The following is a 22,211-nucleotide window of genomic DNA, read 5'->3' as shown; positions in this document are numbered from 1 at the left end:
GGCGGCCGCTGGGCCCCGCGGCCGCCGGCCGCCCGCGCTGCGCACCGCCGCCCGCGACACGTTGGTGCCCGGTCGCGAGCGAGCCGGAGCCCAGTGCCGTGCTGTCGCCACCGCTGGCGTCTGCCCCGTAGCCGACGGCCGTGTCGAAGCTGCCCGAGGCATTCGCGAACCCGCCGACCGCCACCGTGGCAATGCCGGTCGCCGTGCTGGTGTGGCCTGCCGCCAGCGACTGGGTGCCCGTCGCCGTGGACGCACTGCCGAAGGCGCCGGCGTATGCGCCGGTCGCGCTGCTTCCCGTGCCCACCGCACTCGCGCCTGCGCCGGTCGCGTTGGCCTGCGTGCCCACGGCCGTGGCGTTCGCTCCCGTGGCGGTGCTCTGGCTGCCCAGTGCCGTCGCGCCCTGCGCGGTCGCGCTGCTGTCGTAGCCCACGGCGGTCGCATTCACGCCCTTGGCTTCCGCGTAACCGCCGACGGCGGTGGCGCCGGCCTTGCTGGCGATGCTCTTGTAGCCCACCGCCACCGCATGCCGGCCGGAGGCATCGACATCATCGCCGCAGGCCACCGCGTTCTCGCCCGGCCGACCGTCCTTGATCGGATTGCCGCGCGCATCCACACAGTAGGCAGGTCCCGTTCCGATCTGCGGCTTGTCGTTCTGCGGCGGGCCCTTCTGCTTGTCGTGCGCGAATGCCGCGCCGAAGGGAATGCCCGCGAGCAGGGCCGAGGCCAGCAGCGTCACGCCCAGGCGTGCACGCACGCGCGCACCGGACGACATCACGCCGTGCGCGCGTCGCGCGAGCTCCGAGGCCACCACCAGCATGCCAAGGGAAGGGTTCCACACCTTGCTGTAAATCCTGTTCATGGATCACGTCCTTCTTTCTGTGTTTTCGGGGGAATACGACAGCCTCCGGGCCTGGCGGCACGGAGATGCGAGGCGGACTGCGTCAGCGAAACGGACTGCGCGGCATGCGACAGGGGAGGCGCATGGCCGGCGCGCACGGAGCAATGGAATCGGGAAATCGGAGCAGGGAGCGTGGCGCGGAATGCGACGCAGGGGCGCGCAGCAGTGCATGCGAAAGACGCAGCATCACGATGCTGCAGAAAAGACGTGCAAGCGGAACCGCAATGCGCGATACCGCGAAGGAAAACACTTCCCGCATTCCCCATCCCCTTGGCCCGAGATGATGCAAAAACCACTCCGTGTCATCGAACACTACCCGTGCGTTGTGCAATTTGCGAGAGATTTGCTACGTTCGATGCAACGCGACGAAAAACGCTGAAAACAAGGCGTTAATGGCGTGTGTTCATCGCGTGAAGAGTGTCGTGGCAGGTAAACAGGGGTACCTGCACGATCCGCTTGAAAGGGAAGTCGCAAGTCGTTGAGTAAGCAGTTGGTAAACGGGTTACCCAGTTCGTTCATCCTTGTAGACATGGAGCAGGTCAAGTGAATCCCTATTCTTCTTTCCGCAATTCGCGTCGCCGTCCGTTGGTTGCTGCACTCGCCGCAATGTTCGCGCTGGGCGCCGTCGCAGGCTCCGCCTCGGCGGGCGATGTCAGTACCGCCGGTCTGCGCGACGGCGAGACCTACGACCGTTTCATCGTGAAGTACCGCGACGGCAGCACGGCGCGCACCAGCAGTGCAACGCTGCAGCGTTCGTTGGTAGGCGCTGTCTCGCGTGCCGCGCTGGGTCCGGCGAACGGCAAGCCGGTGAGCGCCGCGAAGCTGCGCCGCCTCGGCATCGGCGCGGATTTGGTGAAGACCTCGCGCAAGCTGGATCGCGTGGAGGCCGAAAGCCTGCTGCGCCAGCTGGCAACGGATCCCGATGTCGAATTCGTCGAAGTGGACGCGCGCCGTTACGCGCGCCTGGTGCCCAACGACACCTACTACAACCAGTATCAATGGCACTTCAAGGATCCGGTCGGTGGCATCAACCTGCCGACGGCCTGGGACAGTGCGACCGGCGCGGGCGTCGTGGTCGCGGTGCTGGACACGGGCATCACCGCGCACAGCGACCTGGATGCGAACATCCTGCCCGGCTACGACTTCATCAGCGACACCTTCGTGTCCCGCGATGGCGACCTGCGCGATGCCGATCCGCGCGACGAGGGCGACTGGAATCCGGTGGCGGGCGAATGCTACGCGGGCTCGCCGGTGCAGGACAGCAGCTGGCATGGCACCCATGTGGCGGGCACCGTGGCGGAAGTGACCAACAACGCCAAGGGCATGGCCGGAGGCGCGTTCGATGCGAAGGTCGTGCCGGCGCGCGTACTGGGTCGTTGTGGCGGCTACACGTCCGACATCTCCGATGCCGTGATCTGGGCCTCGGGCGGTACGGTCGCGGGCGTTCCGGCCAACGCCAACCCTGCGGAAGTCATCAACCTCAGCCTGGGCGGTTCCGGCGCGTGCAGCGCGGTGGAGCAGAACGCCTTCAACATCGCCATCGCCAACGGCAGCACCGTCGTGGTGGCGGCGGGCAACGACGCCGGCAACGTCAGCGGCTATTCGCCGGGCAACTGCGCCGGCGTCATCACCGTGGGCGCGACGCGCATCACCGGCGGCATCGCCTCGTATTCGAACTACGGCACGCGCGTCGACATCTCCGCGCCGGGCGGTGGCGGCAGCGTGGACGGCAACCCGGGCGGCTACGTGTGGTCCACGGGCAATGCGGGCACCACCGTTCCCACCACCGAGACCTACTTCGGCATGGGCGGTACGTCGATGTCGGCCCCGCACGTCGCGGCGGTGGTCGCGTTGATGCAGAGCGTGGCGGAGACGCCGCTCACGCCGGCGCAGGTACTGGCCACGCTGAAGTCCACCGCGCGTCCGTTTCCGGTAGCGCCGCCGGCGAACCGTCCCATCGGCGCGGGCATCGTCAATGCGGCCGCGGCGGTCCAGGCCGTCATCGGCGGCGGCGAGCCGCCTGCGGCGACCGTCCTGACCAACAATGTCGCGGTGGGCGGCAACACCGGTGCCAAGGACGCGGTGGTGCAGTACGCGCTGGTCGTCCCGGCCGGGGCCACCCAACTCTCGTTCATCAGCTACGGCGGCAGCGGCAATGCCGATGTGTACGTGAAGTTCGGAAGTCCGGCCACCGCGTCGAACTACGATCTGCGTTCGGCGCGTCCCGGCAACAACGAGATGGTCAACATCGCCAGTCCGCAGGCGGGCACGTACTACGTGTCGCTGGTCGGCAAGACGAAGTTCGCCAACGTCAGCGTGCGCGGCAGCTACACCGCGCCCTGAGCGGGCGTGCGGCTCCTCGGTCCCGGAATGCCCGGGCCGAGGCGCCTGCAGGGTCCGCGCATGACGATGCCCCGGTGAATGCGGTAAGTTGGCGCATTCTCCCCGTTCCCATCGGCATGCCGCTCTATCGTTACAAGGCCCTCAACGCGCATGGCGAGATGCTGGAAGGCCAGATGGAGGCCGCCAGCGACGCCGATGTCGTGACGCGGCTGCAGGAGCAGGGACACCTGCCGGTGGAAGCGGTGCCTGCGGTGGCCGGTGCCGGTCGCAGCTGGACGCAGTTGTGGCGTCCCCATGCGTTCGGCGGTGACCGCCTGGTGCAGTTCCCCCAGCAGCTGGCCACGCTGCTGGGCGCGGGCCAGCCGCTGGACCGCGCGCTGGGCATCCTGCTGGACCTGCCCGAGGACGAGAAGGCGCGGCGCGTGATCGCCGACATCCGCGATGCCGGGCGCGGCGGCGCGCCGCTGTCGGCGGCGCTCGACCGCCAGCATGGCCTGTTCTCGCGGCTGTACATCAACATGGTGCGTGCGGGCGAAGCCGGTGGCAGCCTGCACGACACGCTGCAGCGGCTGGGCGACTACCTGGAGCGCAGCCGCGCGCTGAAGGGACGCGTGGTGAATGCCCTGGTCTATCCGGCGATCCTGCTGGTGGTGGTGGGGCTGGCGCTGCTGTTCCTGCTGGGATACGTGGTACCGCAGTTCGCGGTGATGTACGAAAGCCTGGACGTCACGCTGCCGTGGTTCACGCGCGGGGTGTTGTGGCTGGGCGCCTTCGTCCGCGATTTCTGGTTCGTGCTGATCGCCGTGCCCGCGCTGGCGGTGCTGTGGTTCGACCGGCGCCGCCGCGACCCGGCTTTCCGCGCGCGACTGGACGCCTGGCTGCTGGAACGGCCGCTGGCCGGCCCGCTGCTGGCGCGGCTGGAGACCGCCCGCCTCGCGCGCACCCTGGGCACGCTGCTGAAGAACGGCGTGCCGCTGCTGACCGCGCTGGGCATCGCCCGCAACGTGCTGGGCAACCGCGCACTGGCCGCCGATGTCGATGCCGCCGCCGACGACGTCAAGAACGGCCACGGCCTGTCGGCGTCGCTGGGCAAGGGCAAGCGTTTCCCGCGGCTGGCCCTGCAGATGATCCAGGTGGGCGAGGAGTCGGGCGCGCTGGACGGCATGCTGCTGAAGACGGCCGAGACCTTCGAGCAGGAAACCGCTCAGGTGCTGGACCGTATGCTGGCCGCCCTGGTCCCCGCCATCACGCTGGTCCTGGCGGCGGTGGTGGGCGTGGTCATCATCGCCGTGCTGGTCCCGCTGTACGATCTGACCGGCGCCATCAACTGAATTCCGGAGAATCCGCACCATGTCCCATCCGCGCCCGCAGACCGCATTCCGCTCGCCGCGCTCGCAGCAGGGTTTCAGCCTGCTGGAGATCATCATCGTGCTGGTGCTGATCGGCGGCATCCTGGTGCTGGTGGGCAGCCGCGTGATGGGCGGTGCGGACAGCGGCAAGGTGAAGCTGGCGCAGTCGCAGCTGCAGACGCTGTCCGGCAAGATCGAGACCTACCAGCTGGACACCGGCAGCTATCCCGCGCAGCTGTCCGACCTGGTGACGCAGCCCGGCAACGTGGCCGGCTGGCTGGGGCCGTATGCGAAGGAAAGCGAACTGCTGGACCCCTGGAAGAATCCTATCGAGTACCGCATCCCCGGTGAATCGCAGCGGTTCGACCTGATCAGCCTGGGCGCGGACGGCAAGGCCGGCGGCGACAGCGTCGACGCGGACCTGCGGAACGAGTAAGCGCCGGCGCCCACCGTCGTGGCCTGCCGCAGCGCCCCCTCGCATGCCCACGCGCCCGGCGGGCGGCCTGCCGGTGCCCGGCAGGACGGATTCACCCTGCTCGAAACCCTGCTGGTGGTGGCCCTGATGGCCGCCGCCGCGGTGCTGGCGGCGATGGTCTTTACCGGCGGCATGGAAGGCATGCGCCTGCGCTCCGAATCCAAGGAGATCGCCGCGCAGCTGCGCTATACGCGGGCGCGTGCCATCGCCACCGGGCAGGCGCAGCGCTTCCGCATCGATCCGCGCGCGCACCAGTGGGAAGCCGCCGGCGACCGCCGCGGTGCCATCGACGCATCGCTGGCGGTGCGCTTCACCGGCGCGCGGGAAGCGCAGGCGCGTGCGGGCGAGGGGGCCATCCTGTTCTTCCCGGACGGCGGCTCGACCGGAGGCCGGGTCTCGCTGGCGAGCGGGCGCGCGGCATGGAGCGTGGACGTCGGCTGGCTGACCGGCGAGGTGCGCCTGCTGCGCGACGAGGTGCGTGCGCCATGAATACGCCGTCGTCCGTGCGGCAGCAGGGGTTCACCCTGCTGGAGGTCATCGTGGCGTTCGCGCTGCTGGCGCTGGCCCTGACCCTGCTGCTGGGCTCGCTGTCGGGGGCGACGCGGCAGGTGCGCGAGTCCGCCGATGCCAGCCGCGCCACCCTGCATGCGCAGTCGCTGCTGGCGCAGCTGGGTGCGGGCGAAGCCTTGCAGCCGGGATGGCAGGAGGGCGGTTTCGAACGCGACCGCTACCGCTGGCAACTGGACGTGGCGCCGTTCGCCGATCCGCTGGCGGCGCGTGCGCAGCGCGATCCGGGCGCCCCGCAGCTGCTCGACGTGCGCCTGCAGGTGCGCTGGGGCGAGGGCCGCGGACAGGCGCTGCAGTGGCGCACGCTGCGCCTGGCGCCGCGCGACATCAACCAGGCGGTATCGCCATGACATCGCGCCGCGCCCAGGGCTTCACCCTGATCGAAGTGCTGCTGGCGCTGGTCCTGCTGGCGGCCGGGCTGGCGCTGGCCTTCGCCACGCTGCGCTCGTCCACCGCGGTGGTCACCCGCGGCGAGGACATGGCGCAGGCCAGCGAGCGCATGCGCGCCGTGCACGGCTATCTGCGCGCACGGCTGGCCTCGGCGCAGCCGATCGTGTTCGCGACCGACCGCGGCACGCTGCGGCAGGCGCGCTTCCTGGGGTCGCCACAGCGCATGCGTTTCGTGGCCGACCTGCCCGACTATCTGGGTTACGGCGGCCCCTACCTGCATGACGTGGTCGCCGACGAGACGGGACAGCTGCGGGTCGCCTTCGCGGTGGCGCAGCCGGAGGCGTCGCTGGAGGACGTGGACCTGGCGGCGCGCGGCCTGCGCGCCGAGCGGCTGGCCGATGGCCTGCGCGTGGTGCGCTTCCACTACCGCGGATTGGATGCGGACAACCGCCTGGGGCCGTGGCAGGACCGGTGGGAGACCTCGGAGATGCTGCCATTGCAGGTCAAGATGGAAGTGGAAGCCGTCCGGGGTGGGCGCTGGCCCGACCTGGTGGTGACGCTGGCACGCAGTGAGGGCGGCGCCGGCGGCGGCGCGCTGTCCGGCGGGAACGCCCCGGTGCTGCCATGACCGGCATGCGCGGTGCCGCGCTGTTGCTGGTGCTGTGGCTGGTGGCCCTGCTCACCGCGCTGGTGGGCGCGTACGCGCTGACGGCACGTATCGAGGCCCTGCAGGGCCGGGTGGGAAGCCGCGGTGCGATGGTGCAGGAGATCGCGCGGGCTGGCATGGAGTACGCGCTGGTGCGCGTGGCGGACCGCAATCCGGAAACGCACTGGCAACCGAACGGCCGCGCTTACGCGTGGCGGTTCGATGGGCACGACGTGCAGGTCCGCATCATCGACGAGACCGGCAAGGTCGACCTGAACCAGGCCGACGTGCCGCTGCTGTCCCGCCTGATGCAGGCATTGGGCGAGCCGCCCGATGCCTGCGACGCGCTGGCGGCGGCCATCGTGGACTGGCGCGATGCCGACGACCTCAGCCAGCCGGTCGGCGGCGCGGAAGACGGCGACTATGCGGCGGCCGGGCGCCCTTACGGCGCCAAGGACGCGCCTTTCGAGACCATCGCCGAGCTGGAACAGGTGCTGGGCATGACGCCCGATCTGTACGCGCGGCTGGAACCGTTCCTCACCCTGTACTCGGGACGCGGGCAACCCGATGCCACCTATGCGCAGGGGCCGGTGCTGGTGGCGATGGGCATGGATGCCACGGCGTGGCTGGCGCAGCGCGAAGCGGCCGGCGCCGCGGGCGCCCTGCAACTCGTCGGCACCGGCAGCGGCACGTATAGTATCGAGAGCCGTGCGCGGCTGGCCGATGGCCGCGAGACGTCGTTGCGGACGGTGGTGCGCGCGGGGGCCAGCCCGGTACCGGGTTCGGCCTACACCTTGTTGCGCTGGGAGGAGGGCGCGTCACCACAATGAGCGGCGTACGCGACACCTTGCAGCGGTTCCGCGCCCGACTTGGCACGGGGCCCGGCGGCTTCCTGGTCTGGTGGGGACAGGCACTGGCGACCTGGCTGCCGGCACGCTGGCGCGTGCTGCTGGGCCTGACCGGCGACCGCCTGCTCTTCCAGCGCCACGAAGACGAGGTGGCCATGGCCTGGCAGCAGGCCGCGCACCGGCATGCACTGGCGCGGTTGCCTGCCACGGTGACGCCGGGCGAACTGCGCGCACTGCTGGGCACCCGCCTGGCGGATCTGCCCCGCTGGTGGCTGATGCCCGCCGACAAAGTGCTGCGGCGCAGGCTGCTGCTGCCGTCCGCCGCGGCTGATCGGCTGCGCGATGTCGTCCGTTTCGAGATCGACCGGCAGACCCCGTTCGCCGCCCATGAGGCGTGCTTCGATGCGCGGGGGCTGGGTGTGCGCGGGGACGGGCAGCTGGAGGGGGAACTGGTCGCCGTGCCGAAGGCGACCTTTGCCGCCGGCCTGTCCGGACTGGGTGCGCTGGCCAGCGACCTGGCCGGCGCCGATGTCGAGGATGCCGCCGGCCTGCCGCTGGGGGTCAACCTGCTGCCGGAAGAGGCGCGCGCGACGCGCCAGGCCCCCCAGCGTCGCCTGCACCTGGTGTTCGCGGGCATCGCCCTGTGCGCGCTGGTGTTCGCAGCGTGGCGGGTGCTCGACAACCGGCAGGCCGGGGCCGAGGCATTCGCCGCGCAGGTCGAGGCCAACGCCGACGCCGCGCGCCGGGTGGCCGCGCAACGCCAGCAACTGGTCGACCTGGTCGCCGGCACCACCACCCTGAACCAGACCAGCGCCCGGCGCCCGACGGCGCTGGAAGTGATGGATGAGATCACCCGCCGGCTGCCCGATACCACGTATCTCGAGAAGCTGGCGATCGAAGGCGATCGCCTGACGCTGATCGGCTTCAGCCCCGAGGCCTCGGGGCTGGTCGCACGCCTGCAGGGGTCTCCACTGTGGCGCAACCCCGCGCTGAGCGGTGCCCTGCAGCCGGATCCGCGTACGCGCATGGACCGCTTCACCCTGACCGCCGAACTGCTGGGCAAGCAGGATCCGTCCGCCGCCACATCTGCGGGAGGCGCCGATGCCGCCGGCCATCACTGACCGCGACCGCTGGCTGGCGCTGGCCCTGCTGCTGGGCGCCCTGTTGCTGGGATACCTGCTTTTGGTGCACCCGTGGTGGACCGTGCCCATGCAGGAGACCGGCCGTCGCGTGGCGGAACTGCGCGAACGCGAACTGCGCATCCGCACCCAGCTGCAGCAGGCGCCGCAGGTGCAGCGCGAACTGGCCGCGGCGCTGGAACAGCAGGCGCAGCGTCCCGGTTTCCTTCCGGAAGCGACGGTCGAGCTGGCCACCGCCGGCCTGGTCCAGCGGCTGGAAGCCATCGTCAAGCAGGCCAGTCCGGGCAACCGCAGCTGCGCCATCGCCAACCAGTCGCCGCTGGCCCTCACCGGCCGCGAGGTCTATCCGCGCGTGGTGGTGCAGGTGCGCCTGCGGTGCGGAGCGCCGGAACTGGCCTCGGTGCTGCACCAGATCGAATCCGGCAGTCCGCGCCTGTTCGTGGAGAACCTCAACATCCTGGCGCAGCGCTACGCCTTCCAGGCCAGCGAAACCGGGGCCGGTGGCCTGGACGTGAACTTCGACCTGTACGGATACCTCAAGCCGTCGCCGGCCGCGCCACGGGAGCCTGCACGTGCGCCGTGACGCCTGGAACGCCCGCACCTGGATCCTCGCAGTGGTCGCGGGGTGGTCGTTGCTGGTCGCCGTGCTGGCGATGTTCGGGCTGGGCGGGTGGATCACGCCGCTGCCCGCCGACCCGGACCTGGTGCAGCCCCTGCCGCGACTGCCCGCGGCGCCGCCGGAACGGCTGGGTCCGTTGCCGCAGTACGCGATGGTGGGCGAACGGCCTTTGTTCTCGGAAGACCGGCGTCCCAAGCCGTTCTTCCTGTCGGGTGAGGAAGCGGCCGCGCCGGCCTTCGACCTGGTGCTGAGCAGCGTCCTGATCACGCCACGCCTGGAGCTGGCCATCGTGCAGCCGGCGCAGGGCGGCGAGGGCCTGCGGGTGAAGCTGGGCGAATCGCCGGCCGGCTTCCCGGGCTGGCGACTGACCGAACTGGCGCCGCGCCGGGCCGTGTTCGACGGGCCGGAAGGGCGTCGCGAAATCGAACTGCGGGTGTTCGACGGGGCCGGCGGACAGCCGCCCACCGTGATCACCGGGACCGGAACCGTGCCGCCGGCCGCCGCCCCCATGCCGGGTGCACGCCCGACCGGCGGCAACAGTGCGCCGGTTGCGATCCCCGCAGGACCGGCCCCGGTCCCGGTACCGCCTCCGGCCGCCACGGCGGACGCGGTGGCGCCCGCCTCCGCGACGGAGGCGCCTGCCGCTCCTGCGACCACCACCGACCAGCAGATGGAAGCCATCCGCCAGCGCATCGAGCAGCGCCGCGCGCAGCTGCGACAGCAGCAGGCGCAACCCACCCCGCCGCCGGCAACGCCCGGCAAGACACAGTAGAGTGCCGGCATGACGTTACGCGTGATCCTGTTTTCCCTCTGCCTGGGCCTGCTGGCCGGCTGCGCCAGCACCCCCGTGCCCGACGTGCGCCGGACCGCGCCCGCGGCGACGGGCGAGGTCGTGCCGGGCGCGGCGCAGACCACGGCCATGAAGGAGGATGAGGCGCCCGTCACCGGTCCGCAGGCGCAGATCCGCCGCGGCAACGGGCAGATGATCAACCGCAGTGCGGCCAGCGCGCCGCTGCCCTCGCTGGGCGGGGCCAGCAGCGGTTCGGCCACCTTCAATTTCGAAGGCGAGTCCGTGCACGCCGTGGTCAAGGCCATCCTCGGCGACATGCTGGGGCAGAACTACGTGATCGCGCCGGGCGTGCAGGGCACGGTGAGGCTGGGCACGCCCAAGCCGGTGTCGCCTGCTGAGGCGTACAACCTGCTGGAGATGGTGCTGGGCTGGAACAACGCGCGCCTGGTCTACAGCGGTGGCCGCTACAACATCATCCCTGCCGACCAGGCCCTGGCCGGCAGCGTGGCGCCGCGCACGGGCCCGGCCTCGAATGCGCGCGGCTACGAAGTGCGCGTGGTGCCGCTGCGCTTCATTTCGGCCAGCGAGATGAAGAAGGTGCTGGAGCCGTACGCGCGGCCGAACGCCATCGTCAACGTCGACGGCACGCGCAACGTGATCACCCTGGCCGGGACGCGCAGCGAGCTGGAAAACTACCTGCGCACCGTCGAGATCTTCGACGTGGACTGGCTGTCGGGCATGTCGGTGGGCGTGTTCCCGCTGCAGTCCGGGCGCGCCACCCGCGTGGTGGCCGACCTGGAAAAGGTGTTCGGCAACGACAGCAAGACGCCCAGCGCCGGCATGTTCCGTTTCATGCCGCTGGAAGGCGCCAACGCGGTGCTGGTGATCACCCCGCAGCCGGCCTACCTGGACCAGATCCAGCAATGGTTGGAGCGCATCGACGGCGCGGGCGAGGGTAGCCGCCTTTTCTCCTACGAGCTGAAATACATCAAGGCGCGCGAACTCGCCCAGCGCCTGGCCGAAGTCTTCGGCGCCTCGGGTGGCGGCGCCTCCGGCGATGCCCGTTCCACCGGCGGCGCGGGCAACGTGTCGCTGATGCCGGGCACCGAGCCCGTGCAGATCAACGATGGTGGCATGAACGGCACCGGGGGTTCGGTCGATTTCGGTGGCAGCGGCAGCGGCGGTTCGGGCGGAGGACTGGGCGGCGGCTCGCTCTCGCTCAACCAGCGCGACAGCGGCAACGGCGCGGTGACGCTGGAGGTCGACGGCGCACGCGTGGGCGTGGCGGCGGTCGAGGAAACCAACACGCTGCTGGTGCGCGCCAGCGCCAGCGCTTGGCAATCGATCCGCGAAGTGGTCGAGAAGCTGGACGTGATGCCGCTGCAGGTCCACATCGAAGCGCAGATCGCGGAAGTGTCGCTGACCGGCGACCTGAGCTACGGCGTGAACTGGTACCTGGAACGCGCGATGACCGACAACGGCCTGGGCCCCTTCGCCGCGCCCGGCGCGGGCGGGCCCAGCAAGTGGAGCACCCTCGCCGGCAGCATCGGCGGCGTGAGCGGTGCGGGCGCGGTCTGGACCCTGGTGAAGAACGACGCGGCGGCCGTCATCACCGCGCTGGATGAGGTGTCCGACGTGCGCCTGCTGCAGACGCCGTCCATCTTCGTGCGCAACAACGCCGAAGCCACGCTCAACGTGGGCAGCCGCATCCCGATCTCGTCGGTCACCGTCAACCCCGGACTGGGCACCGACAACACCTACAGCCAGGTGCAGTACCTGGACACGGGCGTGATCCTGAAGGTGCGCCCGCGCGTGACCAAGGACGGCATGGTGTTCCTGGACATCGTGCAGGAAGTCAGTTCACCGGGCAGCGAGCCGGACGCCAACGGCAACGTGCGCATCAACACGCGCCGCTTCAAGACCGAAGGCGCCGGGCAGGCCGGCAACACGGTGATGCTGGCTGGGCTGATCAGCGATACGGCGACCCAGGGCTCCTCCGGCATCCCGGGCCTGAGCCGCCTGCCGATCATCGGCGGCCTGTTCGGCAAGAAGACCACCGGCACCGAGCGCAGCGAGGTCATCGTGCTGCTGACGCCGACCATCGTCAGCAACCCGCAGGAAGCCAACGACCTGACCGACGAGTACGGCAAGCGCTTCCGTGCGCTTGAGCCGCTGAACACGCCGCGTTCCAAGTGACGCCGCCGCCCGCATCGTCCCTGCCCATCGTCCTGCTGCCGATCGGCACCGACGACGATGCGCTCGATGCCTGCCTGGGGGCGCTGGATGCCGGCACGCCCGCAGGCACGCGGCTGTGGCTGGCCGACGATGCGCAGGCCGGTCCGCGCGCGCTGGCCATCATCGAGCGCTGGCTGACACGTACCTCCCTGCAGGCCGACTACACGCGGCGCCCGCGCATGCTGGGCGAAGTGGCGCACATGGACCAGATGCTGGCGGCCTGCGGCGATGTCGACGTGGTCGTGCTGTCGCCCGATGCGCAGCCTCTGCCCGGCTGGCTGCAGCAGCTGGCCGCCTGCCTGGCCCGCGATGCCGCCATCGCCACCGCCACGCCCTGGTGCAACGCCGGCGAGACCGCGGCCTGGCCGCGGCTGGGGGAGGTGAGTCCGCCGCCGGACGACGTCGAACGCACCGCGCAGGCCTGCGTGGCGATGCCGCCCCTGCACCCGGAACTGCCCGCTGCGGTCGCGCATGCCGTCGCGTTGCGTGGCAGTGCCCGCAAGCGCGTCGGTGGGCTGGACTCGGCCAGCTACGCCTCGTGGTACGCGGCCCTGGTGGATCTGTCCCTGCGGCTGTCCGGCCTGGGCTGGCGCAACGTGCTGTGCGAGACCGCGTTCGTCGCGCGCGGGGGCGAGGGTGGGCCGGCCGATGGCGACATGGATGCCTTGAACGCGCGCTGGCCGACCTTCACGCCGCGGTTGGCGACCTTCCTGATGGACGACCCGCTGCGCGGACCGCGCGAGCGTCTCGCCGCCCTGTATGCCGACATCGGATCGCCGGAGCGCCAGCGTGACCTCTTCGGTTGAGGTGGATGCCATCGCCGTGGTGGTGGTGACCCACGAGAGCGCGGACACCATCGACGATTGCCTGATGCGCCTGCGCCTGGCGCACGGCGTCGAGCAGATCCGCGTGGTCGACAATGCCTCCACCGATGCCACCCTGGCCATCGTGCAGCGGCATGCACTGCACGACGGCCGCGTACGTTTCATCGCCAATCCCGACAATCCGGGTTTCGCGGTCGGGTGCAACCAGGGCGCGCGCGATTCACATGCGCCGTGGCTGGCCTTCGTCAATCCTGACCTGATGGTGGAAGCCGACACGCTGTCGCGGCTGCGCGCGCATGCGTCGGGTTCCGCCGGCGAGGTCCTGCTGGGCGTCGACCTGGTCGACGAAGCGGGCGTGCGCGACACCGCCGCACGTCGTCGCGACCCGGTCTTCGCCCAGATGCTGCGCGCACCCGGTCGCGCGTCGAAACTCGGCGTGCCGCCGGACGATACGCAGGTGCTGCAGCCGGTGGACGCCGTATCCGGCGCGCTGATGCTGTTGTCCCGCCCGCTGTTCGATCGCCTGGACGGTCTGGACGAAGGTTATCGGCTGCACGCCGAGGACATGGACCTGTGCCGGCGCGCCCGCCAGGCCGGGGCGGTGGTCGCGGTCGCCAACGACATCCGCGTGCTGCACATCCGCGGTGTGTCCAGCCGCGCGCGTCCCGTGTTCGTGGAATGGCACAAGCACCGCGGGTTGTGGCGCTATTTCCGCAAGTTCGAAGCGGCGCAGTGCGGGCTTCCCACGCAGCTAGGCGTGTTCGCGGCGATATGGCTGCATTTCGGTGCGGTGCTGACGCGGGTCGCCTTGCGGCGTCGCTAGGGCGTCAATCGCTCTGGTCGGCGCCCGCACGGGGCGTCGAGCGAGCCATTAGTTGCAAGAGCGATTCGATCATCATCTGCACCTTCGTGGCACCCAGCACCAAGGCGACACCTCCTGCCACGATCATGGCCGCGGATACCGATGCGATGCCGGGCGGGAGTGGCAGGAAGAATCCGCCAATGACCAAGCTGAGTCCCGCAAGCAACCATGCGGCCGGGCGCCAAGCGCCGGACATCAGCTCGCTTCCCGCATCACGTGTCCGTCTCCGCGCAACGCGCTCAGTGCCGCGTCCAGCTGATACGCCTGCACGAGGACGTAGTCCGTATCGAACGTGGAGATGGCGAAGATCCCGACATCCGCTGCTACCAGCGGATCCAGCACCGCTTTCAGGATGCCGGTCAGCGCGAAATCGAAGGGGCCTTGCAGCTTGAACATGCGCCAGCCGCGCTGGCAGCGTACGTCCTCGGGAACATGCTGCTCTTCGCAGACGAGCGAGAGTTCGTCGTCGGTCCAGCTCGCGTGGCGCATGCCGCCGGTGGGCCACCAGGCGGGCAGGGCGGCGCCGGCCGGCAGCTGCGCGACGGCGTAGCGCCCCGGCAGCAACGTGAGTGCCAGCGATGGGGTCGTCATCCGGCGCGACCGTTCCACCAGAACAGCACATTGACCGCGAGCACGACGACCATCGTGTAGATCAGCGACAGCGGCCCGCCCACGCGCCACAGCTGGCGCGAGGTGTAGTTGGCCGGGCCGACCACCATGGAGATCACGGGATTCGAGGCCGTCATCAGGTTGTTGGACGCCGACAGCGCCACGATCAGCGCGAAGGCAGTGGGGTTGCCGCCCGCGGCCAGCGCCAGGTTGATCGCCATCGGCACCATCACGATGGTCGCGCCCACGTGGCTGATGACCAGCGAGAACGCGGTAGTCAGCAGTGCGACCGCGATTTCCAGCGCCCACACCGGAATGCCCTCCGGCAAGCGCTCCACCGTGTGTCCGGCCACCCACGCCGCCGCACCGCTGCTGTCCATTGCCCAGCCCAGCGGGATCAGGCCGGCCATCAGGAACACGGTCTTCCAGTTGATCGCGCCGTAGGCCTCGTCCATGCGCAGCACGCCGGTCAGCAGCATGCCGGCCACGCCGGTCATCAGGGTCAGGGCCACCGGCAGCTTGGAGGTCAGCGCGATGACGATGGTGATGGCGAAGATGGCCATGGCGATCTTGAACTTGTGCGGTCGCTGCTCGCCCTTCGGGTAGTCGGTCACCACCACGAAGTCGCGGCTCTCCGCGGCCTGGCCCAGGTCCTGCCAGATGCTGTGGAATACCAGCATGTCGCCGGCGCGCAGCTTCTCTTCCCGCACGTTGTCGCGGATGACCTTCTTGTCGCGGTTGATCGCCAGCAGGCTGATGCCGTTCTGCTTGCGCAGGCGCAGCTCGCGCGCGGTCTTGCCGATGAACTTCGACGTCGGCGGCACCACCGCCTCGGAAATGCCGGCGCGGCTGGGGTTGAACAGGTCGCCGAAGTGGCGCAGCCGCGAGGACATGCGCAGGAAGTGGTTCTGCGCGAAATCGCCCACCTCCTGACGCGCGCCCATCACGCCCAGCACGCTGCCCACCCAGATGCGCATGTCGGCCGGCGGGGCCAGGCGCGTGTCGTTGCCGGTCTGCAGCGCCAGCATCAGCGGCGCGTCGTGCAGTGCTTCGGCCTCGCCCAGCGACATTCCCACCAGCGGGCTTTCCGCGGTGACGATCAGCTCGAACACGTCGCCTTCGATGCCGTAGGTGTTGGCGAAGTAGCTTTCGGTGCGTGCGGGCGTCACGCTGGTTTCGGTTTCGTCCTTGAGCTTCCTGTCGCCGTAGTAGCGGAAGTACAGCAGCGAGGCGGCGACCAGCAGCACGCCGATGGGCGCGGGCGCGAACATGCGTAGCGGTTCCAGCGTGGCCATGCCGGAGGGCAGGTTGTTGTTGGCCGAAACCAGCAGGTCGTTGAGCAGGATCAGCGGCGAGTTGCCGACCATGGTGAAGGCGCCACCCATGACGATGGCGGCGGCGATGGGCAGCAGCAGCCGCTGCAGCGACAGCCCGGTGCGCGAGGACAGGCGCGAGGCCACCGGCATGAACAGCGCCATCACCGACGGGTTCTGCATGAAGGACGAATTGAGGCTGGCGATGGCCGTGGTCATCAGCAGCAGCCGCTGCTCGATGCCGTGGCCGCGCCGCAGCAGCCACGACGCCAGGCGGTTCAGTGCGCCGGTGCGGTCCAGCCCCGCGCCCAGGATCATCGTGGCGATGATGCTCATCACCGCGTTGCCGGAGAAGCCGCCGAAGATCTCCTCCGGCGCGATCAGGCCGGTGATGCCCAGCACCACCAGCACCACCAGCGCGACCAGGTCGGCGCGGATGCGTTCGAACAGGAACATCGCCATCGTGAAGCCGACCAGCCCGAGGACGAGCTTCATGTCGTTGGTCAGCGTCAGCGCGTTGTCCATTACGGCAGGCGGGAATCGGGAATGGGGAATCGGGAATCGGCGGGGGGGCCCCGGCTCAGGGGCCCATTACAAGCAGGAGGACGTGGACGGGTCATCGCATCCATTCCCTATTCCCCGGTCCCCATTTCCGTCTTGTCGTAGACAAGATCCCACACCCCGTGTCCAAGCTTCTGGCCGCGGGTCTCGAAATGCGTCTGCGGGCGCCAGGCGGGGCGCGGCACGCTGCCGCGCGGGCCGGCGCGGTTGACCAGCCCCGGGGTGGCATCCAGCACGTCCCACATGTGCTCGGCATAGGCCTCCCAGTCGGTGGCGCAGTGCAGGCGCCCGCCCGGGCGCAGCTTGCGCGCGACGAGCGCGGCGAATTCCGGCTGCACCAGGCGGCGCTTGTTGTGGCGCTTCTTGTGCCAGGGATCGGGGAAGTAGATGCGCACCTCGTCCAGCGACCCATCGGCGACTTCGTGCTGCAGCACCTCCACCGCGTCGTGGTGGTAGACGCGCACATGGTCGCTGCCGTCTTCGGCCAGTGCGTTCAGCAGGCGGCCCACGCCCGGGGCGTGCACTTCCAGGCCGATGTAGTCGCGGTCCTTGTCGTGGCGGGCCGCAAAGCGCAGGGCTTCGCCGTTGCCGAAGCCTATTTCCAGCACGCGGGGCGCGCTGCGGCCGAAGACCGCGTCGTAATCGCGCGGTTCGCCCGTGTAGTCCAGCCCGAAGCGCGGCCACTGGGTATCGAAGGCACGCTGCTGCGCCTCCGTGAAACGGCCCTGGCGCAGTACGAAGCTGCGCACCTCGCGTCGCCCCTCGGTCAGGGTGAAGGGCTTGGGCGGTGTTTTCGCGCCGGGGCTGGAGAACGGATCGGTCATCAGCCGATCAGTCCGTCGATGGGGCTCGATGCGGAGGCGTTGCGCTTGCGCGGGATGCGGCCTGCGAGGAAGGCTTCGCGACCGGCCTCCACGGCCTTCTTCATGGCGCTGGCCATCAGCACGGGATGCTTCGCACCGGCGATGGCGGTATTCATCAGCACGCCGTCGCAGCCCAGTTCCATGGCGATGGCGGCATCGGAGGCGGTGCCGACGCCGGCGTCGACCAGCACCGGGACCTTCGCGTTCTCGATGATCTCCAGCAGGTTGTACTTATTCGGCCCGCCCAGGCCAGAGCCGATCGGCGCGGCCAGCGGCATCACCGCCACGCAGCCGATCTCCTCCAGGCGGCGGGCCAGGATGGGGTCGTCGCTGGTGTAGACCATCACGTCGAAGCCGTCGGCCACCAGCTTCTCGGCGGCGGCCAGGGTCTGCACCACATCGGGGTACAGCGTCTTCTGGTCGCCCAGCACTTCCAGTTTCACCAGCGTGTGGCCGTCGAGCAGTTCGCGGGCCAGCCGACAGGTACGCACGGCGTCGTCGGCGGTGTAGCAGCCGGCGGTGTTGGGGAGGATGGTGTAGCGGTCCGGCGGCAGCACGTCGAGCAGGTTGGGCTCGTTGGGCGACTGGCCCAGGTTGGTGCGGCGGATGGCGACGGTGACGATTTCGGCGCCCGCGGCTTCGGTGGCCAGGCGGGTTTCCTCGAAATCCTTGAACTTGCCGGTGCCGGTCAGCAGGCGGGAACGGTAGGTCTTGCCCGCGATCACCAGCGGGTCATGGGGGGCGGTGTTGGACATGCGGCGATTATCGCCGATGTTGGACGCAGGGTGGCAGCGCGCGGGCCGGCGCGGCCGGTGGGCTCAGCCGCCGCCCAGCGCGTGCACGATCTCGACCCGATCGCCGTCCTTCAGCGTGGTCTGCGCATGGCGGCTGCGCGGGATGATTTCGCCGTTGAGCTCGACCGCGACGCGGCGCTCGGCCAGGCCCTGTTGCTGGAGCAGGGCGAGAAGGGTGCCGGGGTGGGGCAGGGCATGGGGCTGCCCGTTCAACTGGATGTCCATGGCGGCATTGTCGCCCATGGCGGATGTCATTGCCGCATTGCAGCGTGTGCGCCGGCCGCGTTTGGTGGAACGATGCGCGCCATGCGCAGCCGTACGGCAGAGCCGGCGCGCAGTCCATCATCCATTGCCCCGGGAGATTCCATGAAGCGTTCCATCTCGCCCGTCCGTTCGTTGCTGGCCGTCGCGCTGGCGATGGCGGCAGCCCCCGCCCTGGCCCAGGACGGCCCGTATACGCAGACCGTGTTCTTCGGCGACAGCCTGACCGACGCCGGTTACTTCCGCCCGCTGCTGCCGGCATCCGTCCGACCGGTGACCGGCCAGTTCACCACCAATCCCGGCTTCGTCTGGTCCCAGTATCTGGCCGAGTACTACGGCACCAGCGCCTACGCCAACGGCAATGGCCAGGTGGGCACCAACTACGCGGCGGGCGGCGCGCGCGTGGGTACCAACACCACCGGCGCGCTGGGCCCGATTCCTTCGCTCGCCACCCAGGTCAACACCTACCTGGCCTCGACGGGCGGCCGTGCGGACCCCAACGCGCTCTACACGGTCTGGGGCGGCGCGAACGACCTGTTCGCCATCACCAGCGGTGGCGCGGATCCCACCACGACGATCGGCGGCGCGGTGACCGCGCAGGTGGGCATCATCGGCACGCTGCAGAACGCAGGCGCGCGCTACATCCTGGTGCCCACCATCCCCGATCTGGGCGTGACGCCGGGTTTCCGCGCGCAGGGTGCGGCCGCGGCCGCGGCGGGCACGCAACTCTCCGCCACCTACAACACCGCGCTGTTCAACGCGATCGATACGGCCGGCCTGCGGGTCATTCCGCTTGACACGTTCTCCCTGCTGCGCGAAATCGTCGCCAGCCCGGCCGAGTACGGCTTCGCCAATGTCACGGGTACGGCCTGCCAGCCGCAGATCACCGCCAACTCGCTGACCTGCAACCCGACCTCGTACGTCAGCCCGAATGCGCCGGATACCTACGCCTTCGCCGACGGCGTGCACCCCACCTCGAAGGCGCACAGCATCCTGTCGCAGTACGCCGTGGCGATGCTGGAAGGCCCGCGCCAGATCGCGCTGCTGCCGAACACCGCGTCCGTGCATGGGCGTGCGCGCGCCGACCGCGTGGCCGCGCACGTGGCCGGCAAGCCCGAGGCCGACGGCATGCGCTGGTGGGGCGACCTGCGCGGGGACTTCCTGCGCTATGACGACGGCGACCTGTACGACGGTGCCGGTCCGATGGGCACGTTCGGCGTGGACTGGTCGCGGGGTTCGATGGTCTATGGTGCGTTCGCCGGCTATGGCCGGGCGAAGTACGACTTCGGCAAGCGCAGTGGCAGTTTCGACGAAGCCGACGCCACGCTGGGCGGTTTCGCCGGCTGGTACGGCGACCGCCTGTGGGCCAACGCGCAGGTGAGCTACAGCTGGATCTCCTACGACGTGGACCGCGAAGTCCAGCTGGGCAACGTGACCCGCCGCCACAGCGGCTCGCCGGACGGCACCAACCTGAGCCTGGGCCTGAGCGCCGGCTACCAGTGGGGCGAGGGCGCGTTCCGTCATGGCCCGGTGATCAGCGTGCTGTCGCAGACCATCGAGATGGACGGCTACAGCGAGAGCAACGTCAACTCCAGCGCGCTGGCGTATCCGGACCAGGATTTCGATTCGCTGATCGGCAGCGCGGGCTATGAGTTCAGCTACGCGATCAACGACCACCTGCAGCCTTACGCCCGCCTGACCGTGGACAAGGAGTTCGAGGATCCGGCCGAGGAGGTGTTCGCGCAGGCGCTGTCGCTGCCGGGCACCAGCGCCTACGCCGTTCCGGGACTGGATACGGACGACGGCTACGGCACCCTGCTGATGGGCGCACGCACCAAGCTGTTCGGCTTCGATGCCAACTTGGGCGTCACCACGACGGTCAACCAGGGAGGCGGCACCAATACCACCGCCTTCATGACGCTGGGCGGAAGCTTCTGAAGTGACTGAACGATGCGGCGCCGGTCGCCGGCGCCGCATTGCCTTGTCCCCCGGCCCGGCATAGACTTCGGTCGTCCGCGCGGGTGTAGTTCAATGGTAGAACTGCAGCTTCCCAAGCTGCTAGCGTGGGTTCGATTCCCATCACCCGCTCCATCCCCCGTCTCGCTTCCGTCGTCATCGCCCGGCCTTCCGGGCGTGCGATGCTGTACGCGGCCCAGGTGATCCCGCGTCCATGAAGCTCGCCATCCTGTCGCGCAACAGCAAGCTGTACTCGACCCGCCGGCTGGTGGAAGCCGCACGCCAGCGCGGCCACACGGTCCGGGTGCTGGACCCGCTGCGCTGCTACATGCGCATCGCCTCGTCCGGCTTCCAGCTGCATTACAAGGGCCGCTCGCTGGCCGGCTACGACGCCGTCATTCCCCGTATCGGCGCGTCCATCACCCGCTATGGCCCGGCGGTGCTGCGGCAGTTCGGACTGATGGGCGCCCACAGCCCGAATCCGTCGGGCGCCATCCTGCGCGCCCGCGACAAGCTGCGCGCGCACCAGCTGCTCGCCGCGCAAGGCATCGACCTGCCGGTGACCGTGTTCGGCGACAACCCCGACGACACCTCCGACCTGCTGTCCATGCTCGGCCCGCCCCCCCATGTGATCAAGTTGAACGAAGGCGCCCAAGGGGCGGGCGTGATGCTCACCGAGAAGCCCTCGGCATCGCGCAGCGTGGTGGAGGCCCTGCGTGGCCTGTATGCCAGCTTCGTGGTCCAGGAGTTCATCGGTGAGGCGGACGGGGCCGACCTGCGCTGCTTCGTCGTGGGCGATGATGTGGTGGCGTCCATGCGCCGGCAGGCGCCGGAAGGGGACTTCCGCTCGAACCTGCACCGGGGCGGCACGGCCCTGCACGGGGCGGCCACCGACGAGGGGCGGGCGGTGGCCATCCGCGCCGCTCGCGTGCTGGGGCTGGGGGTCGCGGGCGTGGACCTGATCCGGGCCAAGCGCGGCCCGCTGGGGCTGGAGGCCAATTCCACGCCCGGCCTGGAGGGCATCGAGGCGGTATGTGGCGTGGACGTGGCCGGCAGGATCGTGGAGCACCTGGCGATGCATGCTGAACAGGGTGGCTGATCAATTTTCACATGGACTTAACGCCCCTTTTAACGGGTGTTTAATCGAGTCCCGCGTAGCCTCTCCCGGACCGCAGCTCTGCGTTCCTCCCGGTGGATTCATCTGGAAAGCACAGGATTACGGTAATCGGGGCATTACTTTTGGCCCAAGCGGGCGTCCACCCGCTTGGGCCTTGTTTTTTGCATGCCGCCATCGCTGCGTGCTATGACAAATACCGCGTATTCTAACGGTCGTTCAGCAATGAACGGCTGCGTCCTATTCCGACAAATTGAGGTGATGCATGTACAAGGTGGTACTGGGCTCCGTGATGATGGTCGTGGCTGTCGCCGCAAATGCCAAAATCGATTCTGAAGCCAACGCTGGGAAGGCAACCAACATCAGCTTGAATGGTTCATTCGAAGAGCAGCGTGCGACCATCCTCAAGGATCTGGATGGAGGCAAGGTCTATTCGGAAATCTCTTCGAAGGAGCGTGGGCAGGTCAAAGATGCGCTGAACCGTCTTTCCGGAGCACTCCAATCGCCAATGGGTGTGCAGGGCTTGAGCGAGGAAGAAAAGGCGCGCGTCTTCAATGACCAAGAGCTCGTCAATACCATCCTTACGCGTGCCGGGGAGGATAGTCGGGTCGTATGCACTCGGGAAAAGACCGTAGGATCGCATCGCCCGACGACGCGGTGCCTTACGGTCGCCGAGCGGCGCCGCATGACTGAAAACGGCCAGAATGCATTGCGCCAACATCAGAAAGTGCCCCTGCGGGGCAACAACTAAGGCT

General features: G+C 69.4%; 23 protein-coding genes and 1 tRNA gene. 17 read left to right on the top strand and 7 right to left on the bottom strand.

Going from position 1 to position 22,211, the window contains the following annotated elements; translation table 11 throughout:
• Positions 1–859 (bottom strand): ESPR-type extended signal peptide-containing protein (locus CSC76_RS05485; RefSeq protein ID WP_274382084.1); only part of this gene is annotated, 859 nt, incomplete at its 3' end.
• Positions 860–1,504: 645 nt separating this feature from the next.
• On the opposite strand from CSC76_RS05485, the gene CSC76_RS05480 reads away from it, so the two are divergent.
• The 13 genes from CSC76_RS05480 (at position 1,505) to CSC76_RS05420 (ending at position 13,946) form a co-directional block, all read left to right on the top strand.
• Complete coding sequence (locus CSC76_RS05480) at positions 1,505–3,241, top strand: S8 family peptidase (RefSeq protein WP_162109029.1); 1,737 nt, start codon at positions 1,505–1,507, stop codon at positions 3,239–3,241.
• A gap of 116 nt (positions 3,242–3,357) precedes the next feature.
• Positions 3,358–4,572 (top strand): type II secretion system protein XpsF, encoded by a 1,215-nt coding sequence (gene xpsF / locus CSC76_RS05475; RefSeq protein ID WP_162109024.1) that lies wholly within the window; start codon positions 3,358–3,360, stop codon positions 4,570–4,572.
• A gap of 19 nt (positions 4,573–4,591) precedes the next feature.
• A complete protein-coding gene (gspG, locus tag CSC76_RS05470) occupies positions 4,592–5,026 on the top strand; it encodes a type II secretion system major pseudopilin GspG (protein WP_162109023.1) in 435 nt (144 codons plus the stop codon).
• 18 nt (positions 5,027–5,044) lie between these two features.
• The gene (gene xpsH, locus CSC76_RS05465) at positions 5,045–5,554 is read left to right on the top strand and encodes a type II secretion system protein XpsH (RefSeq protein ID WP_162109022.1); all 510 of its coding nucleotides are present in this window, start codon (positions 5,045–5,047) and stop codon (positions 5,552–5,554) included.
• Positions 5,551–5,982 (top strand): type II secretion system protein XpsI, encoded by a 432-nt coding sequence (gene xpsI / locus CSC76_RS05460; protein WP_162109021.1) that lies wholly within the window; start codon positions 5,551–5,553, stop codon positions 5,980–5,982. Before xpsH ends, xpsI begins: the two co-directional genes overlap by 4 nt.
• Positions 5,979–6,650: a prepilin-type N-terminal cleavage/methylation domain-containing protein gene (locus tag CSC76_RS05455; RefSeq protein WP_162109020.1), complete on the top strand. Its 672-nt coding sequence runs from the start codon at positions 5,979–5,981 to the stop codon at positions 6,648–6,650. The genes xpsI and CSC76_RS05455 overlap by 4 nt, the downstream gene beginning before the upstream one ends.
• Positions 6,647–7,498 (top strand): type II secretion system minor pseudopilin, encoded by an 852-nt coding sequence (locus CSC76_RS05450; protein ID WP_162109019.1) that lies wholly within the window; start codon positions 6,647–6,649, stop codon positions 7,496–7,498. The genes CSC76_RS05455 and CSC76_RS05450 overlap by 4 nt, the downstream gene beginning before the upstream one ends.
• Positions 7,495–8,637, top strand: coding sequence for a PilN domain-containing protein (locus CSC76_RS05445; RefSeq protein WP_162109018.1), 1,143 nt, complete (start codon positions 7,495–7,497; stop codon positions 8,635–8,637). Before CSC76_RS05450 ends, CSC76_RS05445 begins: the two co-directional genes overlap by 4 nt.
• Complete coding sequence (gene gspM / locus CSC76_RS05440) at positions 8,618–9,238, top strand: type II secretion system protein GspM (RefSeq protein ID WP_162109017.1); 621 nt, start codon at positions 8,618–8,620, stop codon at positions 9,236–9,238. Before CSC76_RS05445 ends, gspM begins: the two co-directional genes overlap by 20 nt.
• Positions 9,228–10,046, top strand: coding sequence for a general secretion pathway protein GspN (locus CSC76_RS05435; protein ID WP_162109016.1), 819 nt, complete (start codon positions 9,228–9,230; stop codon positions 10,044–10,046). Before gspM ends, CSC76_RS05435 begins: the two co-directional genes overlap by 11 nt.
• 9 nt (positions 10,047–10,055) lie before the next feature.
• Positions 10,056–12,260, top strand: coding sequence for a type II secretion system secretin GspD (gene gspD / locus CSC76_RS05430; protein ID WP_162109015.1), 2,205 nt, complete (start codon positions 10,056–10,058; stop codon positions 12,258–12,260).
• Positions 12,257–13,105: a glycosyltransferase family 2 protein gene (locus CSC76_RS05425; protein ID WP_162109014.1), complete on the top strand. Its 849-nt coding sequence runs from the start codon at positions 12,257–12,259 to the stop codon at positions 13,103–13,105. Before gspD ends, CSC76_RS05425 begins: the two co-directional genes overlap by 4 nt.
• A complete protein-coding gene (locus CSC76_RS05420) occupies positions 13,089–13,946 on the top strand; it encodes a glycosyltransferase family 2 protein (RefSeq protein WP_238394882.1) in 858 nt (285 codons plus the stop codon). Before CSC76_RS05425 ends, CSC76_RS05420 begins: the two co-directional genes overlap by 17 nt.
• Before the next feature lie 4 nt (positions 13,947–13,950).
• Here the strand turns inward: CSC76_RS05420 and CSC76_RS05415 are convergent, their stop codons facing one another.
• The 6 genes from CSC76_RS05415 to thiS all read right to left on the bottom strand — a co-directional run bounded on the left by CSC76_RS05415 (position 13,951) and on the right by thiS (position 18,350).
• Entirely contained in the window at positions 13,951–14,181 is a 231-nt protein-coding gene (locus CSC76_RS05415) for a hypothetical protein (RefSeq protein ID WP_162109012.1), read from the bottom strand.
• Positions 14,181–14,576, bottom strand: coding sequence for an ACT domain-containing protein (locus CSC76_RS05410; protein WP_162109011.1), 396 nt, complete (start codon positions 14,574–14,576; stop codon positions 14,181–14,183). The genes CSC76_RS05415 and CSC76_RS05410 overlap by 1 nt, the downstream gene beginning before the upstream one ends.
• Positions 14,573–16,432, bottom strand: a complete 1,860-nt coding sequence (locus tag CSC76_RS05405) for an SLC13 family permease (RefSeq protein WP_162109010.1) — start codon at positions 16,430–16,432, stop codon at positions 14,573–14,575. Before CSC76_RS05405 ends, CSC76_RS05410 begins: the two co-directional genes overlap by 4 nt.
• A 107-nt stretch (positions 16,433–16,539) precedes the next feature.
• Positions 16,540–17,292, bottom strand: a complete 753-nt coding sequence (gene trmB / locus CSC76_RS05400) for a tRNA (guanosine(46)-N7)-methyltransferase TrmB (RefSeq protein WP_162109009.1) — start codon at positions 17,290–17,292, stop codon at positions 16,540–16,542.
• Positions 17,292–18,086 carry a thiazole synthase gene (locus tag CSC76_RS05395; protein WP_162109008.1) on the bottom strand — a complete coding sequence of 265 codons (795 nt, stop codon included), beginning with the start codon at positions 18,084–18,086 and terminating at the stop codon, positions 17,292–17,294. The genes trmB and CSC76_RS05395 overlap by 1 nt, the downstream gene beginning before the upstream one ends.
• Before the next feature lie 63 nt (positions 18,087–18,149).
• Positions 18,150–18,350, bottom strand: a complete 201-nt coding sequence (gene thiS, locus CSC76_RS05390; RefSeq protein ID WP_162109028.1) for a sulfur carrier protein ThiS — start codon at positions 18,348–18,350, stop codon at positions 18,150–18,152.
• A 174-nt stretch (positions 18,351–18,524) separates the two neighbouring features.
• Here thiS and CSC76_RS05385 point away from each other — a divergent pair, with 174 nt between their 5' ends.
• The 4 genes from CSC76_RS05385 to CSC76_RS05370 all read left to right on the top strand — a co-directional run bounded on the left by CSC76_RS05385 (position 18,525) and on the right by CSC76_RS05370 (position 22,207).
• Positions 18,525–20,324 (top strand): autotransporter domain-containing protein, encoded by a 1,800-nt coding sequence (locus CSC76_RS05385; RefSeq protein WP_202923491.1) that lies wholly within the window; start codon positions 18,525–18,527, stop codon positions 20,322–20,324.
• A gap of 79 nt (positions 20,325–20,403) precedes the next feature.
• Positions 20,404–20,477, top strand: a tRNA-Gly gene (locus CSC76_RS05380).
• A gap of 79 nt (positions 20,478–20,556) precedes the next feature.
• Entirely contained in the window at positions 20,557–21,441 is an 885-nt protein-coding gene (gene rimK, locus CSC76_RS05375) for a 30S ribosomal protein S6--L-glutamate ligase (protein WP_162109006.1), read from the top strand.
• A 280-nt stretch (positions 21,442–21,721) separates the two neighbouring features.
• Positions 21,722–22,207, top strand: a complete 486-nt coding sequence (locus tag CSC76_RS05370) for a hypothetical protein (RefSeq protein WP_162109005.1) — start codon at positions 21,722–21,724, stop codon at positions 22,205–22,207.
• Positions 22,208–22,211: the final 4 nt, after the last annotated feature.

It is taken from the genome of Pseudoxanthomonas mexicana, from assembly GCF_010093385.1.
GTDB classification, from domain to species: domain Bacteria; phylum Pseudomonadota; class Gammaproteobacteria; order Xanthomonadales; family Xanthomonadaceae; genus Pseudoxanthomonas_A; species Pseudoxanthomonas_A mexicana.
Note: the sequence above shows the minus strand (reverse complement) of the source record. Positions and strands in the feature narration are given on the sequence as shown.

Bases quoted from the DNA above. Each gene is read 5' to 3' on its own strand.
- xpsF (WP_162109024.1), top strand. From the start codon at position 3,358: ATGCCGCTCTATCGTTACAAGGCCCTCAACGCGCATGGCGAGATGCTG.
- thiS (WP_162109028.1), bottom strand. From the start codon at position 18,350: ATGGACATCCAGTTGAACGGGCAGCCCCATGCCCTGCCCCACCCCGGC.
- xpsI (WP_162109021.1), top strand. From the start codon at position 5,551: ATGAATACGCCGTCGTCCGTGCGGCAGCAGGGGTTCACCCTGCTGGAG.
- CSC76_RS05450 (WP_162109019.1), top strand. From the start codon at position 6,647: ATGACCGGCATGCGCGGTGCCGCGCTGTTGCTGGTGCTGTGGCTGGTG.
- CSC76_RS05405 (WP_162109010.1), bottom strand. From the start codon at position 16,432: ATGGACAACGCGCTGACGCTGACCAACGACATGAAGCTCGTCCTCGGG.
- CSC76_RS05480 (WP_162109029.1), top strand. From the start codon at position 1,505: ATGTTCGCGCTGGGCGCCGTCGCAGGCTCCGCCTCGGCGGGCGATGTC.
- gspM (WP_162109017.1), top strand. From the start codon at position 8,618: ATGCCGCCGGCCATCACTGACCGCGACCGCTGGCTGGCGCTGGCCCTG.
- rimK (WP_162109006.1), top strand. From the start codon at position 20,557: ATGAAGCTCGCCATCCTGTCGCGCAACAGCAAGCTGTACTCGACCCGC.
- CSC76_RS05455 (WP_162109020.1), top strand. From the start codon at position 5,979: ATGACATCGCGCCGCGCCCAGGGCTTCACCCTGATCGAAGTGCTGCTG.
- CSC76_RS05395 (WP_162109008.1), bottom strand. From the start codon at position 18,086: ATGTCCAACACCGCCCCCCATGACCCGCTGGTGATCGCGGGCAAGACC.
- CSC76_RS05370 (WP_162109005.1), top strand. From the start codon at position 21,722: ATGTACAAGGTGGTACTGGGCTCCGTGATGATGGTCGTGGCTGTCGCC.
- trmB (WP_162109009.1), bottom strand. From the start codon at position 17,292: ATGACCGATCCGTTCTCCAGCCCCGGCGCGAAAACACCGCCCAAGCCC.
- CSC76_RS05445 (WP_162109018.1), top strand. From the start codon at position 7,495: ATGAGCGGCGTACGCGACACCTTGCAGCGGTTCCGCGCCCGACTTGGC.
- CSC76_RS05410 (WP_162109011.1), bottom strand. From the start codon at position 14,576: ATGACGACCCCATCGCTGGCACTCACGTTGCTGCCGGGGCGCTACGCC.
- CSC76_RS05415 (WP_162109012.1), bottom strand. From the start codon at position 14,181: ATGTCCGGCGCTTGGCGCCCGGCCGCATGGTTGCTTGCGGGACTCAGC.
- gspG (WP_162109023.1), top strand. From the start codon at position 4,592: ATGTCCCATCCGCGCCCGCAGACCGCATTCCGCTCGCCGCGCTCGCAG.
- gspD (WP_162109015.1), top strand. From the start codon at position 10,056: ATGACGTTACGCGTGATCCTGTTTTCCCTCTGCCTGGGCCTGCTGGCC.